This is a genomic window from Parashewanella curva, from assembly GCF_003675895.1.
Classification (GTDB): domain Bacteria; phylum Pseudomonadota; class Gammaproteobacteria; order Enterobacterales; family Shewanellaceae; genus Parashewanella; species Parashewanella curva.
In genome coordinates this window covers 38,769-60,133 of sequence record NZ_ML014769.1, presented here as the reverse complement: position 1 = coordinate 60,133, position 21,365 = coordinate 38,769, and the positions used below count along the sequence as shown (strand labels likewise).

The window sequence follows — 21,365 nt, the reverse complement described above, 5'->3', positions numbered from 1 at the left end:
ATAAGATAGAGATTAATTCTAACTATGTTGGTAACAACTTTTTGTTATGAGGAATAACTAAATTGGAAACATATTATTAAAAAACGAAATAACCAATGATCACCACTTTTGTCTGGCTTAATGGTGTCAATTTAAACGCACTAAAGACTTCATCCTGCGGTGGATAAATCACCTTTCCTGCTTGAGCTTCGGTTTCTAAAAAGCCCATTAACTCAGAGTAATACTGTTGTTGAGATTCAGACTCAATAAAAGCTTGCCATTGATTCGGCATAATTTAAAACTCCAAAGTGAAAATAACACGCAATGCTAAGGCTATAAGGATAATGCCAGACAGCTTGTCGATCATAGCTGAATTATTTCTTAATTTAGGCAAAATAGCAGAATGAGAAAGCACTAAGGCAATCAAGGTATACCATAATCCATCAACTACCAGAGGTGTCAGCACAATAATTGCTTGTGAAGTATGAGCATTCGCATCTTGCACGAATTGGCTGAACAAAGCCAAAAAGAACAATAAAATCTTTGGGTTAAATAGCGAAATCGCTAAGCCATCTCTAGCGGCTTGGGTTAAACTTGATTGCTCCCCTCCAGCTAATTTGTCATTCATTCCGCCTTTTGAATGTAAAGCCTTATATCCCAGCCAAGCTAAGTAAATCGCTCCTAATACAGCAATGGAATTAAATAAAAGTGGAGAGTGTTTTAGAACGATGGCTAATCCTAAAACAGTAATTAGCGCATAAAAGCCAATACCCAAAGAATGTGCCCATGCACAAACAATACCGTGTAGACGGCTACTGCTTACAGTGTGGCGAATAACCATAGCAAGTGAAGGACCTGGGGACATAGCACCCAAGCAACAAATAGCCAAAAGGCCAAACCAAGTCGTGAGTGTCAAAGAAAACTCCGGATATTATTAAATGAACTGCAATATACCATAAACACGAGTAACGCTGATTAATTGTAAGGTATAACAATTCAAGCTATTGCTTTTCAGTACATTCTAATAGATTTAAAGAATAGTGATTTATCTAAGGAATGAAGGATGAGTTATGCTCTTACACTTCCATTTAATCAATCGGATTATCAATTTCTGTCACAGCAGATTGATTCTCAAATAGACAGAGCCGGTTTCAATTCCAAAAAAGAAAAACTATATCCTGTTTATATCCATTTTAGATGCATGGATGGTGAAGAGACCGTTGAGTTCAAAGTCAAAGCACACGTAAGGTACAAGGCTTATGAGGCTGTTCCCTTTGTTACTCACAAGCCTTTTGACTCTAAAATAAAAAAGCGAAACTACTTATGTAAAAAAATAGGTTCCTTCACCAATTGGTATTTGTTCTTCTTCGATAATTTAAGTGCAACTGGCAGTCGAAAATTAATCTGTCAAGCATTAGAGAGAGGTCTGAATATAGACAGAGTTGATGCGTGGGGAAACAGTGCCATAGTACACGCCATCAGCCATGACAAAATACTCTGTGTCAAATACATCATAGAAAAAGGGGCGGATCTTACTCATAAGTACGGAGCGGGTCATACTCTTTTACAAGTTGCCATTATCAAAGACTCTAAAAAGAGTATTAAATTATTATTATCTAGAGACGATATCGATGTGAATCAAACGGGTGCTCACAGCATGACCGCTTTGCATCATGCTTCTAAAAGAGGAAACTATAAGTTAGTTTCTGAGTTAGTTGAGAGAGGGGCTGATGTTCATGCATTAGATGACTCAAATAGAACACCACTACTTTATGCGGCAGGTATCGGATGTACAACATGTATACACTTATTGCTTAATAGTGGCGCGAATATAAACCATACCGATAAACAAGGTAAGTCTCCTCTGATGGTAGCAGCATTGAATGGTTATTATTTGTGTATTGACTTTTTAATTGAACACGGTGCAGAAATCACGGCTCGAACGCACAGTGGGCAAACGGCCTTAATGCTGGCGGTAGAAAGTGAAAATGCTGGATGCGTTATGTTACTCAATCAGCATGGATTGGCAGTGAATGACTCTGATAAATTCAATAATACACCTCTAATGACTGCGACTCGCTTAGAGAGTTATTCGTGCGTTACCACACTACTTAAACTAGGTGCAGAACCTAACTATTCCTTATTTCCTAATAAAAGCTTACAAGTTTCGACTCCATTACATATAGCAGCAGAAAAAGGGAATTTAAATTGTATAGGGGCACTAATGTGCTATAAAGCCAGTACTAGCGTTGTTGACCAAAATGGTAAAGCGCCTCTGCATATTCTTGCTGAAAAAGGCAATACAAAGGGGATAAAGTCGTTAATGTCCCATGAAGCCACTATAAACTTAGAACAAGTTGATGGTGATGGAAATTCGGCTTTAATACTTGCTGCAAAAAATGGTCATCAAGGAACTATAGAATACCTAGAGCAAATGGGAGCGGATGTGACTGTAAAAGATAAACTTGGTCATGATCTTAAGTATATAAAGAGTCAAAATAATATTGATGGAATGCAAGCAAAAGCAACACAGAATTCAAGGCGACGAAGACGTGGATATTGAACTTCCTGTCTAATGTTAATATTTGCGATGATAAGCATAGACTGTCATAAGTCTTATTAAGGGTTAAATGAGATAAAAGGCTGATGGGTGAATCATCAGCCCTAAAATAATTATTTATAAAAGCTCCTTAAATCATCGGAAAGTTGTTTAAGGGATTTATCCTCAACATACATCATGTGTCCCGCTGGATAATATTTCATATCGACTCGGCTAGCATCAAAACCATTGTCGGCGATGGTGTTTTCGGTTGCAAAGAAAGGCGTAGCCATATCAAAATAACCATTAGCAACAAATATCTTGAAGTCACGGTTTTCACGTTGAGCTTTACTTAAGTAAGGCGCTACGTTAACAAAATGCAAACGATTACCACTCATACGCCAATCCCAACCCGCGAATACTTTTCCTGATAACACTTGAAATTGTCTATCTAGCTTCACTTTCAAATCGTTAGTTAAATAGTGGTTAATGGCAGCTGTATAAGCGCCGTCAATACCATAACCTGATGGGTCTGCATCGATACGTTCGCCGCCAGAGTCATAGTCTTTACCAATATAACGGCTATCTAAACGCCCGACAGTTTTGTGTTGATTTCTTAGTAACTCTTTTTGGAAACGATGAGCACTGACTCTTAGGTTTACAGCATCTAAATAACTTGGTTTTAGACCGGTAAAGCGAGCTAGTTCTTTAATGGTCTGCTGACGCTTATCGTCAGATAAACGGCTACCTTGTAGCAATGCTAGGGCATAATCATTAAGTGCAAATTGACGAGAGGCTTCTACAAACCTTTCAAGACCTAGTGCTTTATCGGCTTGTGATACTTTACCGTGATAATATGCCGTTGCTGCCATGGTTGGTAAGAAACCAATATAAGGCTGGTTATTGCCCGGCTGATAACGTGCATGGGTTAAGTCTAAAATAGAAGAAATCAGCATAACGCCATTAAGAGATACGTCAGTCCAACTACCTTGCAGCTCATTTGTTACCGCTGCGGCTCGCACAGTGCCATAGCTTTCACCAGCTAAATATTTTGGAGAATTCCAACGGTTTTGCTTAGTTAGCCACTGGCGAATAAATTGGGCAATAGATTTTGCATCTTGTTTTACGCCCCAAAAATCCTTGTCTTTGGCTTTGCCCACAGCATGACTAACACCAGTTCCCACAGGATCGATAAATACTAAGTCAGTGACATCTAAAAGAGAGAATTGATTGTCCACTAACTGATAAGGTGCGGCACCATCATCTTTTGCATTAGTTGGAACAACCACTCTTTTGGGGCCATAAATACCAAGGTGTAACCAAATGGAAGCTGAGCCGGGGCCACCATTGAACACAAAAGTTACTGGCCTTGGCTTGTCACTATCAGAATTCGTACGCAGATATGTGCTTGAAAAGATATTGGCCGTAGCTTCACCTTTTTCATTTTTTAATAAAGTTCCGCCAGCAATGGCATTATAGCGCACTGTTTCCCCACTAATTTCAACTTTATGATTAGTCGTTGAAACTTTTGGTTTAGCTATAGGTTCAGTTGGGTTTTTAGCTGCTAACGCATTTGGGGTTATGAACAATAATGAAACGGCAAGTAGTAATGCTTGACGACTCAAATCTTTTCCTAAAGACATAATGATCTCCTATTTATTGCTGTTAGCTTACTGAACTGGCAATAAAAATAAAAAGACTTTTTGTAAGCAAAGGTGTTATTAAAAATACCTCTAACCTTTTGCTTCAACTATGCTTTTTATATTGAAACAGCAGTGAGAAAGAGTATGGCTAGTTCAGCTGTATCGACACAAAAAAACAAAGTAGTCGAAATTAACGTCAATCAGTATGCATCTACATCAGAGCTAACAAAGCTTGCTAATGGTATTGAGAGAGCAGACTCATCATTTACAGTTCGATTTGTTGAACCAACAACAGCACTATCGATAGAGTATCTAGTGTCCTCATCTTATAGAGCATTCACGTACAGCTGTGATGTTTCGTCAGGTTTTAAAGCGTTTTTCTCTCAAACCGTAGAAGCAGTCAGTTTGAGAAGCGCTCGCGACACTTCTGAACAATCCAATGATATTCCTATGCAAGACTTATCAGATAAACAGCGCTTTTTAGATAAGTGGAACGATAAAAAAACGGTTAAAACAGCATTAAACAAAATGGTGTCAGAGCTGAATAACGAGGGGCGACATGGGGATTTGTGGGCGGCAGCTAGTAGCGGTGATAGAAATACTTTGGAACAACAGTTAAAAGCAGGTGTAAGCGTTGATAAACGTGATCAATATTCAGGGGATACCGCTTTGATGATGGCGGTTAAGAACAAGCGGTATGACTGTGTGCGCTTATTGCTAGATTATGATGCTTCAACGCGCTGCTCTAATGCTGTACACATTACGCCTATTGCCTATGCTATTCAGCATTTCGATGAGGATATGCTTGAGCTATTGTTAAACAAACAAGGCTCAACAAGAGTGACTCATTACCATGGGGATTATGTTTTTTTCAGTGTCTGTCGCATGCAATCAGAAAAAATGATGGAAAGCTTTTTATCCAGAGATAAGGAATTACTCAATTTTATTAGTCATCAGGGGGAAACGGCACTAATGCTTGCGTGCAACAACGGATATTCGAAGACGGTACAAACCTTGCTCAAGCATAATGCTGATGTCAATAAGGGAGGCCCCAATGGTGACTTGCCTTTGCATACTGCTGTAAGGCGAGGCGATAAAGGGATAGTAGAGGCTCTTATGGATGCTGGAGCTGATGCACAATTGAGAGATTCTTTCGGAAAAACAGCTCTTGAAATAGCGAGAGAATATAAATATATCGATGATAGAGCATCACTTGTAGCTTTAGTTAGCAATATCACTGTTCCTGATGAGGTTGTTGATGAATGGGAATACGTGCAGCAAGAATCACAGGAAGAGAGACACGAAGAAGATTATAAATCAGCAAAAAATAATGAACTGACCGTTGTAGGAACTGTAATAAATTATGTGAAGAAAAAGTTTCTTTAGCTAGGGCGTGTTGATCTTTCAGGATTAAACTTCGTGCTATTTGAGCGCTTTTTGTTCAAGGCGTGAGCAGTGAAGCTTAGCCATCTAAGTAAACTGGTCACAACACAGAACAGGAAGTGCTCAAAAGCATCGAAGACAGCGTAAATTGGTCACTTCTGCTGCGTTACCGTTTGTTTATGTGGAAACGAAGTAACGACAGGTTTGTATGTCGGTAATAACCACACTGCACAAACTCTGCCTTGCATAAGATAACCAATTTATCGCTGCAAAAATAATCACGAAAGATCAACACGCCCTAATATCTAAACAGAGTGTTTTATTGATTACCTATAAGGATTTAAGACTTGCGTTATATCACGCATAAGTTATCCATCAAAATGCAGCATTAAAAGTCTATTTTCAGTATATAATGCCACCCTAAAGCTCTTACTGATAAATTTACCATGAATAACAATGATATTTTGCGCCGACTGCGTTTCGTTTTAGATTACGATGATGCCAAGATGCTCTCTATGTTCTCTCACACTGGCCAAACCCTAACCAATGTCGAACTTCATCATCTACTAAGAAAAGAAGATGATAAACAGTTCGTTCCATGTATTGATAAAGTGTTATGTCGATTCTTAGATGGGCTTATTATTGAGAAACGGGGTTTACGTGAAGGAAGCGAGCTGCCTAAGCCAACCAAATTGAATAATAATCAAATTTTTAAAAAGTTGAGAGTCGCTTTTGAGCTAAAAGAGCAAGATATCATTAATGTCCTAGCTCTGGCAGATTTACGAATGTCAAAGTCAGAGCTTGGTGCGATTTTTCGTAATCCTGAGCATAAAAATTTCAAACCTTGTGGTGATCAAATGTTACGTAATTTCATCAAAGGGTTATCATTAAAGTATCAAGGGAAGTAACTTCCCATTCATTACAACCAATGTTAAAGGTCTATTAGATGGGTGATAAAAAACGTCCGCTGTATCTTCCCTACGCTGGTCCAGCAATTCTAGAAGCGCCATTGATCAACAAAGGCACCGCGTTTACTGAAGAAGAACGCATTTTCTTTAATCTTGAAGGGTTATTGCCTCAGGTTATCGAAACAATCGAAGAGCAGGCATCACGAGCTTATGCACAATATAGTCGCTTTGATAGTGATGTAAACAAGCATATTTTCTTGAGAAATATTCAAGATACCAATGAAACTCTGTTTTATCGTTTGGTGCAGAATCACATTACAGAGATGATGCCAATCATCTACACGCCAACGGTAGGTTCAGCTTGTGAGCAATTCTCTAAGAATTACCGCCGAAATCGTGGGTTATTTATTTCTTACCCAAATCGTGAGCGCATCAGTGATATTCTTAACAACTCCACACGCCATAAAGTTAAGGTGATTGTGATCACTGATGGTGAACGTATTCTTGGTTTGGGAGATCAAGGTATTGGTGGTATGGGTATCCCAATCGGTAAGCTCGCTCTCTACACTAGCTGTGGTGGTATATCTCCAGCACACACCTTACCGATTACCTTAGATGTTGGCACCGATAATCAACAGTTATTGGATGACCCTATGTATATGGGATGGCGTCATCCACGTATTGCTGGTGATGAGTACGCTGAATTTATTGAAGACTTTATGTCGGCGGTTAAAGAGCGTTGGCCAGAAGCTCTAATCCAATTTGAAGATTTCGCACAAAAGAATGCGATGCCACTTCTGGAGCGTTATAAAGATAAATACTGCTGCTTTAACGATGATATTCAAGGTACAGCAGCCGTTACAGTTGGCTCTTTATTAGCAGCCTGTAAAGCAGCAGGTACTAAGCTAAGTGAGCAGCGTATTACTTTTGTTGGTGCAGGTAGTGCTGGTTGTGGAATTGCTGAAGCCATTGTGGCACAAATGGAATCTGAAGGTATTTCAGAGTCAGAAGCACGCTCACGAGTATTTATGGTTGATCGCTGGGGACTACTTTTAGACAGTATGCCTAATTTATTGCCTTTCCAGCAAAAACTAGCTCAGCACACCGGAATTACGAAAGATTGGAATGGTGCTGGTGAAAATGTCTCTCTTATCGATGTGATCACGCATGCTAAACCGACAGTATTGATTGGAGTGTCAGGTGCGCCAGGGCTATTCACTGAAGACGTGATCAAAACCATGCATCAGCATTGTGAACGCCCGATTGTATTCCCACTTTCCAATCCGACAAGTCGTGTTGAAGCCACACCTCAAAATATCTTGAAATGGACAAATGGCCAAGCGTTAGTGGCAACGGGTAGCCCATTTAAACCGGTTGTGTTAGGTGATAAAACTTTTGAAATTGCTCAGTGTAACAACAGTTATATTTTCCCAGGGATTGGACTTGGGGTGATTGCAGTTAAATCTAAGCGTGTCACTGACGCAATGCTAATGGCTTCAAGTCGTGCTTTAGCAGAGTGTTCTCCTTTAGCACAAGAAGGTGAAGGGCAATTATTGCCTTCATTGGAAAAAATCCATGAAGTGAGTAAAAAAATTGCTTTCGCTGTTGCTAAAGCAGCCATTGAAGATGGCGTGGCTCGCCCAATTACAGATGAGCACATCCTTAGAAGTATTGAAAAGAGTTTTTGGCAGCCGGAATATCGTAGCTATAAACGTACTTCTTTCTAAGTCTTCATCTTATAATCGGTAAAGATAGTTTATAGAGCATCACTAAGGTGCTCTATATTTTTCATTCTCTAATGAGTTCAATCACAATACAAGCCAATACAAAGCAAACATAATACACTAAAATGCTAAAAATATTTTGTTGTATCAAATTTGTTTTAATGCGTAATCGAATCAGTTTTTCGTCTTCAATTTCTTCTTTTATTATCTCTTTAACTTCTTCTTGTATTAGTTTGGCTAGTTCTACTTTGCTTATTTCAGCGATTATTTCTTCTTGAAGGGTATCTTTAGTTTCTTCATTTATTGTTTCTTCGAGTAACTCATCGACAGCTTCAGTTAATTCTTTTGAGCGAGCATATAGTGGAGTATGCTGGTGGTATTCTGGCTTGGGTTTGATTACTGGAATTATTGCTGTGCATATTGTGTTTTGTGGTGATTCAGAAAAGCATATAGGAGTTAGGTTGTTAGCTTTTTTTAGATTCTCGACATAACAACCAAAGGTTAGTTTTGCTCTTCGTGAAACTTCAGCAACTTCAAGATCATTTTCTTCATCAATAGGAATATCTCTTTGGCTGGTCTTACCTTGATTTTTAAAAAATTGTTTAAGGGATTTCCGAACTTTTTTTTCGTTTAAGGTTGAGAATACAGCAATCTTATCAATGCCAGATACAGCCGATTTTGGCTGAAATTTTAAGTTGAGTAATGGAGATATAGATAAAGATACAAGGTCCCCCTCGATTTGAATCACTGTGTATTTGTTTCCTTCGAAGATGAAAGAAATCACTTTTGATGTAATATCTCTTTCTACAGTAGCTTGATAAGCTTGGATATATCTTCGCTGTATTGGATTAAGCTGAAGCCAAGGGGACATGTTTAAGTCGCATTTTGGAGTTGTTAAGCTGTAGTGGGGACAGTGTAAATACAGTGGTATAATATCTCCTAATTACAATTTATTAATTTTTTGAAATGCTCAATTCTTCTCAGCTTAAAATATTAGCCGATAATATAAAATCTTGGGCTAAAGAGATAGGCTTTGCTCATGTTGGCATTTGTGATACCGATTTAGCAGATGAAGAGCCAAAGCTGCAAGAGTGGTTAGATAAAGGCTACCACGGTGAAATGCACTACATGGCGAATCATGGCATGATGCGGGCAAGACCTCACGAGCTACAGCCGGGTTGCCTAAGAGTGATCAGTGTCAGAATGGATTATCTGCCACCAGAAGCTGGATTTGCCACTAACCTTAAAGATCCTAATTTAGGTTATATCTCGCGTTATGCTGGCGGTCGTGATTATCACAAAATGATGCGTAATCGAATCAAAAAGCTTGGTGATAGAATTGCCAGCCATTTACAAGAGCTTGGTGAAGCTATGCCGGAATATCGACCATTTGTGGATTCTGCGCCTATTCTTGAACGCCCTTTAGCCGATAAAGCTGGAATTGGCTGGACAGGCAAACACTCATTAATACTGAGTCGTAATGCGGGTAGCTGGTTTTTTCTAGGGGAGTTATTAATTAATGTCCCTTTGCCAGTTGATGAACCTGTTAATAATGAATGTGGTAAATGCGTAGCCTGTATTAAGTCTTGCCCAACCAATGCTATTGTTGAACCTTATGTGGTGGATGGGCGTCGTTGTATCTCTTATCTTACCATTGAGCATCAAGGTTCTATTCCTGAAGAGTTTCGTCCGTTAATAGGGAATCGCATTTATGGTTGTGATGACTGTCAGTTGGTGTGTCCAGTCAATAGCGAAGCTCCTCTAACAGAAGAGTGGGATTTCCATATTCGAGATGCCATAAAACTGCCTAAGCTGGTGGACTTATTCCAGTGGACAGATCAGGAGTTTTTAACTCGAATGCAGGGCAGTGCGATACGCCGTATTGGTCATTCACTATGGCTGAGAAATATAGCCATTGCATTAGGTAATGCGCCGTTTTCAGAAGAAATTATACAAGTGCTAAAACTGAAGCGTGATGCACACGATGTTTCAGAAATGGTACGCGAGCATATTGATTGGGCGCTTGAGCAGCAGAATATCAAGCGTGAAAGCGAATTGGATATTAATCGAAAAACACTTCGAGTTATCAAGGCGGTTGAAAGGGGATTACAACGTGATCGCTAAACCGTTTTCTAGGAATTCCACTTTCTTTTTAAATACCCAAAGCCCATTGAAAAAATATTGGTTGATTGTGCGGGGTATGTAGCTAAAAGCTCTTCGGTAGTTGGTAATGGTTGAGTTTGTAATTGTGCATTAGGCTCACCTGTTTGTTCACAGTTTAATGGCGATAAACGAACTCTTGGGGAATTGCTTCTAGCTGCTCTATAGGACACATCAATTACCGAAAAGCCATCCTCTATCGCCCTTTCTGTTGCTGTTGCTATTCTTTGTTGTGTTTCCACAGGTTGTGGCGTATTCCTATCCTGGCTCCTCGAATTATTCGTCTCCAGAGGGTTGCAAGCTTGCAGAAAGTATACTGTGGGAGAGGCCTCTGATTTTCTTTGTTCGTGAAACCTTTTGAATTCTACTCCTTGGCGAACCAAGTCAATCGACGAAGCAACTGTGTAATTACTTTCGTCATTGACGATTTGCTCTAGTTTAGCTCTGATATTGACGTGCTTTGGGTCATTAATTTGGTTTTCAGCAAACCGCTCTTTTAATGTTCCGTAATTGTCTCCAATATGGTGAAACAAGAAAATTCTCTGAAAAGTTAAGCCACCTGATGTTGATTCTGCTTTAAATGGGCCTGCAACTTTATAAACAACTCTTCCTTTATCTTTTGGACTAAATATAGAAACTTCCTCTATGTAATAGCTGTCGTTTTCATGAATAAATTTGCTATGAGTGTTTTGTTTGCCATTTGTTCTTACCTGATGAAGATACTCGTTACGTAATTGATTGCTTAACGATCCAGACCAAAAATAATCTATAACGGGTTTTAAGCATGACATAAACAATATCCTGATTAGGCATAGATATTAGTTATAAAAGGCAGGGGACGGAATAACAAGTAAATAAAGGTTAATAAGAAAATGATTTAAGAAATAATCCCATTCGTACCAGATAACTACGTCTTAAATTGAAAAGGTTCGTCGACATTACTGCGTTGCAACTCCTCACCATAGCTATGGCTATGCATCGTTACTGCGCCTTGTACTGACTTAGAAAATTGTCCCTAATGACACAGTTAATTGATGTGAATGGTATAATGTTTTCTTGGTTAGACATCCTCTTGGGATAAAACCAAGAGGATAATACCAATAAATTTTTGAATTAAGCTGCTTGCCTGATTAAATGGTCAAATGCACCTAATGAAGCGGTAGCACCGCTACCCATCGCAATAATGATTTGCTTATAAGCACTGTTGGTTACATCGCCACACGCAAATACACCGGGGATATTGGTTTGTCCTTGGTTGTCGACAATGACTTCCCCACGATTCGTTAGTTCGACTGAATCTAACCATTCGGTATTTGGCACTAAACCTATCTGAACAAAAATTCCTGCTAGTTCGACATGATGGTTCTCACCTGTTTCACGGTTTGTATAATTGAGTCCCGTTACTTTAGTGCCATTACCTATCACCTCTGTGGTTTGGGCTTGAGTAATAATATCGATATTGCCCATTGAATTCGCTTTGTTTTGAAGCACCTGATCAGCACGAAGCTTACTATCAAACTCTAATACAGTAACGTGTTCAACAATGCCTGCTAAATCGATGGCGGCTTCAATGCCTGAGTTACCACCTCCAATAACAGCTACACGCTTACCTTTAAATAATGGGCCATCACAGTGTGGACAGTATGCTACTCCTTTGCCGCGATATTCTTGTTCACCGGGAATGTTCATTTCACGCCAGCGAGCCCCCGTTGCTAGCAATACGGTTTTACTTTTTAAACTGGCACCAGATTCAAGACCGATGGTAAAGCCGTTATCTGTGATCAACTTATTGGCACGCTGACCTTGCATAATGTCAACGTCATAATCTTTTACGTGTTCTTCTAAATTAGCCACTAATTTAGGGCCTTCGGTAGCTTTTACTGAAATAAAGTTCTCAATGCCAATGGTTTCACTCACTTGACCGCCAAACTTATCAGCAACAATTCCTGTTTTTAGGCCTTTGCGTGCGGCATAGATGGCGGCGCTAGATCCAGCTGGACCTCCACCTACAACCAATACATCAAATTCATCTTTTTGATTGATTTTTTCTGCTGCTTGAGCTTCAGATTTTGTATCAACTTTAGCCAAAATATCTTTTAAAGTGATACGACCTTGACTGAAGGATTCGCCATTTAAAAATACTGAGGGCACAGCCATAATATTGCGAGTATCGACTTCATCTTGATATACCGCTCCATCAATCATCACATTAGTAATGTTTGGGTTTATAGCCGCCATCATATTCAGCGCTTGAATGACATCAGGGCAGTTTTGGCAGCTTAATGAGACGAAGGTTTCAAATTCAAAGGTGCCTTCTAATTGTCGAACTTGCTCGATAACATCTTCATCTAATTTTATCGGGTGTCCACCAGAGTGAAGTAACGCCAATACTAATGAAGTAAATTCATGACCCGTTGGAATGCCTGCAAAAGAGATGCGGCTTTTAGTTTCAGGCGAGTATACGGTCATTTCTATAGCGCGTTTGCTAGGGACTTCTTTCAGGCTGATCAAACTTGAAAGCTCGGCAATTTCATTTGCCATTTCGTTAAGTTGTTTTGCAGTAACCGAAGAGTCAAGATTAACGTGAAGCTCAATTGGGCGACGCAAGTTTGATAGATAAGCGGATAATTGGTTTTTTAAATTGGTATCTAACATATCAAAGCCCTATAAAAATGCTGAAGGGAAATAAGAGGGCATCAATATCGATGCCCAAATTAGCAGAGATAGAAATCGTACTTAGATTTTTCCTACTAAGTCTAAAGATGGTGCAAGTGTTTCTTCACCCGGAGTCCAAGCAGCAGGGCAAACTTCACCATCGTGAGTTGCTACATACTGAGCGGCTTGAATTTTACGAAGCAGTTCTTGAGCGCTACGTCCAATACCTAGGTCATGGATTTCTGCGATTTTGATTTCCCCTTCAGGGTTCGCTACAAATGTACCACGAAGTGCAACGCCGTCTTCTTCAACTAGAACACCAAAGTTTCGGCTGATAGCAGCAGTTGGGTCACCAATCATTGGGAATTTGATTTTGTTGATGGTGTCAGAAGTATCGTGCCACGCTTTGTGAGTGAAGTGCTTGTCTGTTGACACTGCATATACTTCAACGCCCATTTCTTGCAATTTAGCGTAGTGATCAGCCATATCGCCTAGTTCAGTAGGGCAAATGAAAGTGAAGTCAGCAGGGTAGAAGAATACTACAGACCACTTACCTAATAGATCTTGCTCGGTTAGCTCAACGAAGTCACCGTTGTGGAATGCAGTAGCTGAAAAAGGTTTTACTTTTGTATTAATCAATGATTGAGACATGGTGTTTGCTCCAGTGTAGGTATAAATTAATTTGGCTTAGTGCCGTGTCGTTGAAGCAAATGTTAGTGAGTTTTATCTATCTTGTATAACGGATAAAATGAATCGTTGTAATCGTATTTTTAGATTATTTTCTGTGTCGCCCTTGATAGTGATTTCGAGGTTGATATGGCGGATTCACTATTTGTTTCACTTGTAGAGTCTGCGAAGGTAATAAATTGCGGTATAAAGATGAGATGCTTTGATATGGAGAAATATGCATGAACTCCGTTATCGCATTCTTATCATTTTTGTATATACAGATATCAATATAAGCTCGAGTGATTGTGGGGGTTATCGTTTTTTTATTAAGCCAAACACTGCAGATTGCTGCTTTGGCAAAGGATGTATTGTCAGAGACGCGGCAGACGGCTAAAAAAGCTAAAAAGCATTGTTCGTCTATATGTCGAGGGTAATGTGTGTTCATTCTTTTGAGACATTCAAATGCGCGCTTAACTTCTCGGTTTTTTACATAACTTAACAACAAGTATTTGAAAATTTGATCTGTGTAACTAATGCCGTGTTTTTGAAATGTTCCTCTCCATACCAATTGATATGCAGATTTACAGTCTCCAGCACTTACATAGACCAGTAATAGACTCTTAATTACATGAACATTCGGTACTTGTGAAAATGTTTTTTGCATATCGAAAAGCATATTCTTAGCAGAAGCGACATCAGCGGCCTCAATACAGCAAGCAATAAACATACTGCAGAATGTCTTAGAGACGTTCACCGAGAAAGGGGTTAATTGGTGGTATAATATGTCGCGCACTTCCGGTAATGGCGCAAGCGATTGATTGTTAATGCAGTACTGGAGGAAGGCAGTGATTAAGGCCGTTCTTTCGAGTGTAGCTCTAGAGGTTGCGGCTGTTATTTTTTTTATCTCTCGTAACGTCACTGTTTTGGCTTCTGAGGGCGTGGATACTTTTGTTAATTTATGCGTCATGTTTATGTATTCTATCTGGCTTCCCCATGTATGAAATTTGATAGCTGAAAGGGAAAAACTGACATCAATTCGGCTTGGTTCTTTTGAATTCTCAATGAGTTTTATTTCTAACTCAGAGTCTTTGAGTAATGAAAACTCTTTACTCGTTTGTTGATATTGTCTAGACGGCTGACAATGGACGCCTGTTTTTGCTCTTAAAGCATGATTCGGATGAAGGTAAGGTTGAGTTTTTACAACGGTAGTGGCTTTTTCAGATGGCGTTTGTTCAGAAGGGCTGCTATTAGCAACGTCCATGCTTGGGGGAGCTTGAAGCAAGGCATCAATTTCTAAGTCATCTTGATCAGTTAAAATATAAAGTTTTTCTTCTGCTTCTTTTTGTTGGGGGGGAAACTGAGTTAGAGGTTGGTGAAATGTAGAGAAGGCAGCAGGTATTGGATTTGTTAGGTCATTAGGGGTGAAGGAGTATTCTCCATATTTTAAATTATGCGGAAAATCTTCACTATAAACCCCAGAGTCTTGTCTATAAATATAAGAGCTGATGAGTTCATCGTCACGCTGAGCAGCAAAAGCCATTTTGATCTAATATCAATTAATTAAGCAAAAATTATTCGAAGCAATATAAACCTACCGAGGTGTATCGAAAAATAACTTGATGAGCTAGCTAATAGTGTTTTGGAATGGAGCAGTCTTTATTGAAATGTTCATTCATTGAGGAAGGTGTAAGCAAAGACTCATACCATGCTTCGATAACATTACCTTATTTTGTGTCTTATAGGTGTAATTCATTGCTTTTTTAAGAGTTTTGTTACTTGTCTTATGCGTTAGTGTGATCTTTCCTATTTTTGTCTAACCTAAGACAATTGAATGGTGAGCTTTAGTTGATTGCACAGCCTTTACCCTCTAGTGAAAAGTAACCCAAATTTGCTGAGTTTATCTGGATATAATTGACAGTGCCAAGCGTCTATAGTCAGTTGTAAATGACCTGAGTCGTAGTTAACCTTTACCAATCGACTTTGCAAGGATCAAAATTAGGATCGGCTGAAAGACGAATGGCTTCTTCAACAATGTAGGTGGCGGCTTCAAGCTCACCAACCTCTTTCTGTTTTAGCATCCATTCTGAAGTTCGGTTGTTACTCAAGAATAAATAAGAAGTCGCATCTTGAAATAAATTCATAGTCTCAGTTAGTCTTTGCTTTTCTTGTTTTAGTTCATCTAACCGCTTGGTGTTGTTAAACCTTTTATGGACGTGTTCTTGCAAAGCATAACCCATATAGTTTTCAAGTAGCGTTGCTTTTCCATAACTGAGTTGTTTACCCAGAAGTAAGCAAGACTCAATCATTTCTGCTTGGGAAAGTTTTAAGTTTTTACAGTACTGGATCAACTTGTGGTAAGGAGACATAGGTAAGGCTGCAACCATACCTATAGCAGCCATTTTACTTTGGAGGGAGTTTGGCACTCCAACTTGTTCAATGGCCGAATCGAATACACCGTAACTTTCCCCCCAATAAGTATCGATAAGTGCTGCATTAGCGGCTTCAATAATCGCCTCTTCTAGTTTTTTTGAATGATTATTATTGAGTTCATATTGGGCTTTCAAAATCCAAACAGCTGCATTCTGTTTATCGTTTTCAATACTGAAATCAATCACAGAAGTTGAGCATTGATGTTCTTTGTCGATAACACACATAGACAGCAACTGATAATTAAGATACTTATTGTCTGGGGAGTCTTTAATCAGAGCTCGCAGTTTTTCTATCGTTTCTTGTTGTGTTTTGCTTGAGAGAATACTAAATGCAAATTTAGCTTCAAAAGTGGTCAATTTTGATAGTTCATTAACGAGCCTTGGCGTCTTGAGTAAGTCATTTTCTAATGAATCTTGCTCTAACTGCTCAAGTAACTGGGCTATTGTTGGCTCATCACAAGTGCGAATTGGGGGAGAAGTGGTGAGTTCAACTTCGGCATTTTTTTGCCAAAGTTTTAGGCTTATTATTAGCTGTTTGCGTAGATATTGGAGTTGCTTTGTCTAGCGAGGTATTGTGTGTTTCAATGGTATTGAATATGGGTTTTGTATAGACAAGGTAAAATGTAAACAGAGCCAAAATTAGAGCCAAAAATGAAGCAGTCCAAATTGCTTTTCTCATTCTTAATCCTTTAATTCATGTAGTCAACGCACTCTAAGGATCAATATACATAGATTATGATATTTGTTCAAAAATTACTCTCATTGCTTAGCGCTTGAAAAGGTTGAACTAGATTTAAAAACAACTTGAAGTCAGAAAGACAAAAGCCTCGCATTGCTGCAAGGCTTTCTAGAATTTGGCAGGGGTGGCAGGACTCGAACCCGCAACCGTCGGTTTTGGAGACCGCTGTTCTACCAGTTGGAACTACACCCCTGTGGACGAGGTGCATTATGCTCAAAGCCTCTATAAAGGTAAAGGACTTTTTTACTTTAGCTAACTTAATTGCAGTTTTTTCAATCAAGTGTAGGAGTGTGGTTATTTTTAGCATTAACTTTTGTGCATTTCTATACAGAACAACGGTCAATTAGGTACACTGCTCGCAAAAGTTAATTTAGAGGTAACCCATGTTTATAATCCGCTGGATACTTGGTCGTTTGATTTTATTGTTCAATTTCATTTTTGCACCAGCAAAACCAAATCATAGCTCAGAGACTCAATCTAAGTTAGACGAGCTAACGAAAAACCTTAAGCTTTATCAATATCATGCGTGTCCATTTTGTGTAAAAGTTCGTCGTGCTATTCGTCGCTTAGGTTTGAATGTTGAGCTGGTGGATGCCAAACAAGAACAGCATCAGCAAGACCTAGTTAATCTTGGTGGTCGCTCAATGGTGCCTTGTTTACGTATTGAAGAAGATGGCAAAGTAACCTGGATGTATGAATCATCGGATATCATCACTTACCTCGAAGATTTATCATCTAAATAAAATAAAGCATGAAAGGAACTACTATGACAGGGTTAAGACTAATGCCAATTTTACTCGCTGCTAGTCTATCTGCTTGTAGTAGCAAGCCAACAGTAACCAATGCTGATTATGCTGGCCAAGTAAGAGATAGCTTTACCACTGAAACGAAAATGGGTGGAATAAAGCTTTTTACTTATAAAGTGTGGCGAACTTCTCCGTTAGAAAGAAGTGGTTCGTTATCTAACCGACAGCGATTAAATGTGAAGATGAAATCTCGCTCGGAGTTACTTCGTGAGCTGCGCGCTAGAGAAAAGCGAATTGCGCAGTGGGAAGCCGCTGTAGAGTACGGGTTAACGCGTACCCTTGGGCAAAGTCGTTACTGTAAAGGTGGTTATATTGAACTCGATCGTACTGTGTTAGATAACGAAGTGATGATCCGTGGTGAGTGTAAAGATGGTGTTGAGTAACTTTAATTGATGTTTTATTAATTCAGATCAAACATCAAATAGAGAATACTCGAGTGAAATACTCAGGATTGATAACCTCACCTTATTAAATGAAAGAGGTAATCACCATGACCCAGAAAGAAAGCCCTGAAGTTCAAAATAATGAGACTACTGAACTAGAGCAAACAACTGATCTTGAAACAACACAGTCTGAAGAAAAAGAAGCACCTACATTTTGTTGTGGTTCTTGTTCTTAAACATAAAAAAGGCGCCTTCGGCGCCTTTTTTATAGATGATATATTTATTTATCAGATACCATCTTCTTAAAGTAGTCCATAACTTTACTAAACATGCTGCCTTCTTTTACTTCGTTTAGCGTAACCAATGGGAATTGCGCAACTTCTTTACCATTTACTTGGAAGTATAAACGGCCTACGTTTTCGCCTTTGGCAATTGGAGCTTCGATTGGTTTGGTTAATTCAAACTTAGCTTCAACATTTTTAGCATCGGCACGATTTATTGTGAATGGTGTATCTGTATTTACGCCTAAATCAACATTAGGACGATCGCCGTACCAGATTTTTTGAGTGACGAAAGTATCACCAGCTTTGTAAGGGGTAAGTGTTTTAAAGAAGCGGAAGCCATAATTTAATAGCTTTTTACTTTCAGCTTTACGAGCCGTATTGCTTTTTGCACCCATAACCACTGAAATCAGGCGCATATTACCTTTGGTTGCTGAAGCAACAAGGTTAAAACCTGCGCCCGATGTATGGCCGGTTTTAATGCCGTCCACGTTCATGCTTTTATCCCATAATAAGCTATTGCGGTTATATTGTTTGATGCCGTTAAATTTGAATGATTTCTCTTTGTAGATAGCATACTCGTTTGGCACGTCTCGTATCAAAGCGGCACCAAGTAATGCCATATCATAAGCGGTGGTTTTGTGTAGGTTTGAATCTAAACCATGTGAATTCTCAAAATGGCTGTCTTGCATCCCAAGCTGTTTTGCCCATGAATTCATTAAATCAACGAACCCGTCTTCAGTTCCTGCAATATGCTCTGCCATAGCAACACAAGCGTCATTGCCTGATTGAATGATGATGCCGCGGTTTAAATCCGCTACTGAGACTTTTTTTCCAACCTCAATAAACATTTTTGATGAATCAGGAAAATTTTTAGACCAGGCTTTTTTTGAAATGGTGACTTCGTCTGTTTCTTTGATATTGCCTACTTTCATTTCATGACCAATCACATAGCTTGTCATCATTTTGGTTAAACTGGCTGGATTGAGTGATTCGTATGCGTTTTCTTCTGCAATGACTTTACCTGTATGGTAATCCATCAAAACATAAGCTTTGGCGGCAACTTTTGGAGCATCGGGGATGACAACTGGGGCTGCTATAGAAGAAAAAGAAACAAAGGAGAGCAGCAGAGCTTTACAAGAAAATTTAGAAAAATTCATCATCAATAAGGCACGTATCTAGTTAATTAATTACAGAGTTGGAAGGATTATAGCATTAATCCAGTTAATTATGACCGTTAAAAAATCATAAGGTTCAGCGAAATAACAAATATAATTAACAAAAATTAAATCAATTATTCAGAAATAATGAAGCTTTTTGGATAACCGTCAGCTTTTAGCTTTTCTAGTAGCTTTTCAGCTAAAACAGCTTCAGAGACTGGGCCAACTTGTAAGCGATATAAGCCTTTGACCGCTTGCAGGCGAGTAGAGAATTGGTATTTCGCTTGTAGTTGTTTTGCTAATGATGCCAGTCGCACTCTATTCTTGGAGGCAACAAGCTGAATAAATAATTTTTCAGGTGTCGTGGATACCGTTTTGGGGCTATTTATGGAAGGGGGAACCAAATGGATGGCTTCCAATTTAACATTAGCCACGCCTTGCTTAAGCATCCCCAATTTGTAGGCGGCTGCATAGGATACATCGATGATTCTACCTTTATGAAAAGGACCTCGATCATTCACTCGAACAATGACTGATTTATCATTGTCTAGATTGGTCACCTTAACATAGCTAGGTAGGGGCAGAGATTTGTGGGCTGCAGACATAGAATACATATCATAAATCTCACCATTAGAGGTGTGATAGCCATGAAACTTTTTCCCGTAATAAGAGGCTTTTCCTATGGCTACGTAATCCTTAGCAGAGGGTAATACTTGGTATTTTTTGTTAAATACCTCATAAGCGTTATTCCCTTGCCTTGAATGTGGTTCATATCGTGGATGAGCATTTTCAATTTGCGATAAATCGGGAGGGTTTACGGGGGCTTTGTCATCCGACAAGTGGTAGCGGCTGTTACTACAACCACTAATGATTAACATAAGCACAAGGCCAGTAAACAGATTACTTTTTTTCATGGGCTTGTTTGAGTTGCTGACTAAATTGATACACCGCCATAGCATACAGTGGGCTGCGATTATAACGAGTGATCACGTAAAAGTTGTTTAATCCTAACCAGTATTCCTTTGCTTTTGGTTGGTCTAGCGCAATCAACATGGCTGGTTGAGAAACGTCAATATCTAAATTGTGTTTTAAAAACACTTGAGCTGACAGAATATCACTAACTTTTAACTTTAAGCGCTCGCCTTTCCAAGCTTTGGCTTTAGGTGCCACGTTATTGGCAGAAGTTAATTGTAAAGCAACGGGTTGACCTAGTTGCCAGCGGTGTTTATGTAAGTAGTTAGCAACACTACCAATTGCATCAACAGGGCTGCCGGTAAGATCACGATTACCACTTTTATCAAAATCCACAGCATAATGACGATAGCTGGATGGGATGAACTGTCCAAAGCCCATAGCACCAGCGTAAGAACCTTTTAGCTGATTAATATCGAGATTTTCCTCTTTCACAAGCTGCATAAGATTGCCCAGCTCGCTTCGGAAAAATTTACCTCTGGGTGGGTAATAAAAACCTAGAGTGTATAAGGAATCTAAAACTGAATAACGACCTAAGTAATTTCCATAAAAGGTTTCAATACCAATAATCGCGACAATAACTTCTGGGTCAACTTGGAACTGTTTAGAGGCTTTAGTAATAGTCGTTTCGTGTTGTTTCCAAAACTTCAATCCGGCATTGAGACGCTTTTCGGTTAAAAATAGTGGGTAATACTTGTACCAAGGCTTTGCTTCCCAAGGACGAGTGATGGCATCAATGACTTCTTGATTAAATTTCGCTTGTTTAAGTAACTGCTGAACTTCTGCTCTGTCCATGCCTTTATCTGCTTGCTGCTGAATAAAGTCATCTTTTAGCTTTAATTCTGGAGCCGGTGGCACAGAGGAGCTTGCGCAACCCGATGTCGCTAACGCTAATATGGGGAAGATAGAGCGAATGAAGCGCATAAAAAAGAGTC

20 protein-coding genes and 1 tRNA gene are annotated in these 21,365 nt (G+C 39.2%); 8 read left to right on the top strand and 13 right to left on the bottom strand.

Annotated features, from left to right (window positions below; translation table 11 throughout):
* Positions 1–76 precede the first annotated feature (76 nt).
* Complete coding sequence (locus tag D5018_RS08510) at positions 77–271, bottom strand: uracil-DNA glycosylase (protein WP_121838586.1); 195 nt, start codon at positions 269–271, stop codon at positions 77–79.
* A 3-nt stretch (positions 272–274) separates the two neighbouring features.
* Positions 275–844 carry a LysE family translocator gene (locus D5018_RS08505; RefSeq protein ID WP_416351535.1) on the bottom strand — a complete coding sequence of 190 codons (570 nt, stop codon included), beginning with the start codon at positions 842–844 and terminating at the stop codon, positions 275–277.
* Positions 845–1,042: 198 nt separating this feature from the next.
* Between D5018_RS08505 and D5018_RS08500 the strand changes: the two genes are divergently transcribed.
* On the top strand, positions 1,043–2,542 hold the full coding sequence (locus tag D5018_RS08500) for an ankyrin repeat domain-containing protein (RefSeq protein ID WP_121838584.1): 1,500 nt from the start codon (positions 1,043–1,045) through the stop codon (positions 2,540–2,542).
* Between the two features lie 110 nt (positions 2,543–2,652).
* Here the strand turns inward: D5018_RS08500 and D5018_RS08495 are convergent, their stop codons facing one another.
* A complete protein-coding gene (locus D5018_RS08495) occupies positions 2,653–4,161 on the bottom strand; it encodes a S10 family peptidase (protein WP_121838583.1) in 1,509 nt (502 codons plus the stop codon).
* 144 nt (positions 4,162–4,305) lie between these two features.
* On the opposite strand from D5018_RS08495, the gene D5018_RS08490 reads away from it, so the two are divergent.
* The 3 genes from D5018_RS08490 to D5018_RS08480 all read left to right on the top strand — a co-directional run bounded on the left by D5018_RS08490 (position 4,306) and on the right by D5018_RS08480 (position 8,179).
* Positions 4,306–5,547, top strand: coding sequence for an ankyrin repeat domain-containing protein (locus D5018_RS08490; protein WP_121838582.1), 1,242 nt, complete (start codon positions 4,306–4,308; stop codon positions 5,545–5,547).
* A gap of 443 nt (positions 5,548–5,990) precedes the next feature.
* Entirely contained in the window at positions 5,991–6,452 is a 462-nt protein-coding gene (locus D5018_RS08485; protein WP_121838581.1) for a YehS family protein, read from the top strand.
* A gap of 38 nt (positions 6,453–6,490) precedes the next feature.
* On the top strand, positions 6,491–8,179 hold the full coding sequence (locus D5018_RS08480; protein ID WP_121838580.1) for an NAD-dependent malic enzyme: 1,689 nt from the start codon (positions 6,491–6,493) through the stop codon (positions 8,177–8,179).
* A gap of 61 nt (positions 8,180–8,240) precedes the next feature.
* Here the strand turns inward: D5018_RS08480 and D5018_RS08475 are convergent, their stop codons facing one another.
* Positions 8,241–8,924: a hypothetical protein gene (locus D5018_RS08475; protein ID WP_133309258.1), complete on the bottom strand. Its 684-nt coding sequence runs from the start codon at positions 8,922–8,924 to the stop codon at positions 8,241–8,243.
* Positions 8,925–9,142: 218 nt separating this feature from the next.
* On the opposite strand from D5018_RS08475, the gene queG reads away from it, so the two are divergent.
* Positions 9,143–10,300: a tRNA epoxyqueuosine(34) reductase QueG gene (gene queG / locus D5018_RS08470; RefSeq protein ID WP_121838578.1), complete on the top strand. Its 1,158-nt coding sequence runs from the start codon at positions 9,143–9,145 to the stop codon at positions 10,298–10,300.
* Positions 10,301–10,308: 8 nt separating this feature from the next.
* Here queG and D5018_RS08465 read toward each other — a convergent pair whose 3' ends face one another.
* The 6 genes from D5018_RS08465 to D5018_RS08435 form a co-directional block, all read right to left on the bottom strand.
* The gene (locus tag D5018_RS08465) at positions 10,309–11,127 is read right to left on the bottom strand and encodes a hypothetical protein (protein ID WP_121838577.1); all 819 of its coding nucleotides are present in this window, start codon (positions 11,125–11,127) and stop codon (positions 10,309–10,311) included.
* Between the two features lie 322 nt (positions 11,128–11,449).
* On the bottom strand, positions 11,450–12,991 hold the full coding sequence (ahpF, locus tag D5018_RS08460) for an alkyl hydroperoxide reductase subunit F (protein ID WP_121838576.1): 1,542 nt from the start codon (positions 12,989–12,991) through the stop codon (positions 11,450–11,452).
* 81 nt (positions 12,992–13,072) lie between these two features.
* A complete protein-coding gene (gene ahpC, locus D5018_RS08455) occupies positions 13,073–13,642 on the bottom strand; it encodes an alkyl hydroperoxide reductase subunit C (protein WP_121838575.1) in 570 nt (189 codons plus the stop codon).
* A 124-nt stretch (positions 13,643–13,766) separates the two neighbouring features.
* Positions 13,767–15,200: a hypothetical protein gene (locus tag D5018_RS08450; protein ID WP_121838574.1), complete on the bottom strand. Its 1,434-nt coding sequence runs from the start codon at positions 15,198–15,200 to the stop codon at positions 13,767–13,769.
* Between the two features lie 427 nt (positions 15,201–15,627).
* Positions 15,628–16,446, bottom strand: a complete 819-nt coding sequence (locus tag D5018_RS08445; protein ID WP_121838573.1) for a hypothetical protein — start codon at positions 16,444–16,446, stop codon at positions 15,628–15,630.
* 498 nt (positions 16,447–16,944) lie between these two features.
* Positions 16,945–17,021 (bottom strand) — tRNA-Trp (locus D5018_RS08435).
* A gap of 190 nt (positions 17,022–17,211) precedes the next feature.
* On the opposite strand from D5018_RS08435, the gene D5018_RS08430 reads away from it, so the two are divergent.
* The 3 genes from D5018_RS08430 (at position 17,212) to D5018_RS22245 (ending at position 18,253) form a co-directional block, all read left to right on the top strand.
* Entirely contained in the window at positions 17,212–17,571 is a 360-nt protein-coding gene (locus D5018_RS08430; RefSeq protein WP_121838571.1) for a glutathione S-transferase N-terminal domain-containing protein, read from the top strand.
* Between the two features lie 23 nt (positions 17,572–17,594).
* Complete coding sequence (locus tag D5018_RS08425; RefSeq protein ID WP_121838570.1) at positions 17,595–18,017, top strand: hypothetical protein; 423 nt, start codon at positions 17,595–17,597, stop codon at positions 18,015–18,017.
* Positions 18,018–18,124: 107 nt separating this feature from the next.
* A complete protein-coding gene (locus D5018_RS22245) occupies positions 18,125–18,253 on the top strand; it encodes a hypothetical protein (protein WP_279386881.1) in 129 nt (42 codons plus the stop codon).
* A gap of 44 nt (positions 18,254–18,297) precedes the next feature.
* Here D5018_RS22245 and D5018_RS08420 read toward each other — a convergent pair whose 3' ends face one another.
* From D5018_RS08420 to mltB, 3 genes are all read right to left on the bottom strand, one after another.
* The gene (locus D5018_RS08420) at positions 18,298–19,461 is read right to left on the bottom strand and encodes a serine hydrolase (protein WP_121838569.1); all 1,164 of its coding nucleotides are present in this window, start codon (positions 19,459–19,461) and stop codon (positions 18,298–18,300) included.
* Between the two features lie 131 nt (positions 19,462–19,592).
* Positions 19,593–20,372, bottom strand: a complete 780-nt coding sequence (locus D5018_RS08415) for a septal ring lytic transglycosylase RlpA family protein (protein WP_121838568.1) — start codon at positions 20,370–20,372, stop codon at positions 19,593–19,595.
* Entirely contained in the window at positions 20,359–21,354 is a 996-nt protein-coding gene (mltB, locus tag D5018_RS08410) for a lytic murein transglycosylase B (protein ID WP_121838567.1), read from the bottom strand. The genes D5018_RS08415 and mltB overlap by 14 nt, the downstream gene beginning before the upstream one ends.
* Positions 21,355–21,365 lie beyond the last annotated feature (11 nt).

Coding starts and splice junctions, on each gene's coding strand:
- D5018_RS08510 (WP_121838586.1), bottom strand. CDS start 271: ATGCCGAATCAATGGCAAGCTTTTATTGAGTCTGAATCTCAACAACAG.
- D5018_RS08505 (WP_416351535.1), bottom strand. CDS start 844: ATGTCCCCAGGTCCTTCACTTGCTATGGTTATTCGCCACACTGTAAGC.
- D5018_RS08500 (WP_121838584.1), top strand. CDS start 1,043: ATGAGTTATGCTCTTACACTTCCATTTAATCAATCGGATTATCAATTT.
- D5018_RS08495 (WP_121838583.1), bottom strand. CDS start 4,161: ATGTCTTTAGGAAAAGATTTGAGTCGTCAAGCATTACTACTTGCCGTT.
- D5018_RS08490 (WP_121838582.1), top strand. CDS start 4,306: ATGGCTAGTTCAGCTGTATCGACACAAAAAAACAAAGTAGTCGAAATT.
- D5018_RS08485 (WP_121838581.1), top strand. CDS start 5,991: ATGAATAACAATGATATTTTGCGCCGACTGCGTTTCGTTTTAGATTAC.
- D5018_RS08480 (WP_121838580.1), top strand. CDS start 6,491: ATGGGTGATAAAAAACGTCCGCTGTATCTTCCCTACGCTGGTCCAGCA.
- queG (WP_121838578.1), top strand. CDS start 9,143: ATGCTCAATTCTTCTCAGCTTAAAATATTAGCCGATAATATAAAATCT.
- D5018_RS08465 (WP_121838577.1), bottom strand. CDS start 11,127: ATGTCATGCTTAAAACCCGTTATAGATTATTTTTGGTCTGGATCGTTA.
- ahpF (WP_121838576.1), bottom strand. CDS start 12,991: ATGTTAGATACCAATTTAAAAAACCAATTATCCGCTTATCTATCAAAC.
- ahpC (WP_121838575.1), bottom strand. CDS start 13,642: ATGTCTCAATCATTGATTAATACAAAAGTAAAACCTTTTTCAGCTACT.
- D5018_RS08450 (WP_121838574.1), bottom strand. CDS start 15,200: ATGGCTTTTGCTGCTCAGCGTGACGATGAACTCATCAGCTCTTATATT.
- D5018_RS08430 (WP_121838571.1), top strand. CDS start 17,212: ATGTTTATAATCCGCTGGATACTTGGTCGTTTGATTTTATTGTTCAAT.
- D5018_RS08425 (WP_121838570.1), top strand. CDS start 17,595: ATGACAGGGTTAAGACTAATGCCAATTTTACTCGCTGCTAGTCTATCT.
- D5018_RS22245 (WP_279386881.1), top strand. CDS start 18,125: ATGACCCAGAAAGAAAGCCCTGAAGTTCAAAATAATGAGACTACTGAA.
- D5018_RS08420 (WP_121838569.1), bottom strand. CDS start 19,461: ATGATGAATTTTTCTAAATTTTCTTGTAAAGCTCTGCTGCTCTCCTTT.
- D5018_RS08415 (WP_121838568.1), bottom strand. CDS start 20,372: ATGAAAAAAAGTAATCTGTTTACTGGCCTTGTGCTTATGTTAATCATT.
- mltB (WP_121838567.1), bottom strand. CDS start 21,354: ATGCGCTTCATTCGCTCTATCTTCCCCATATTAGCGTTAGCGACATCG.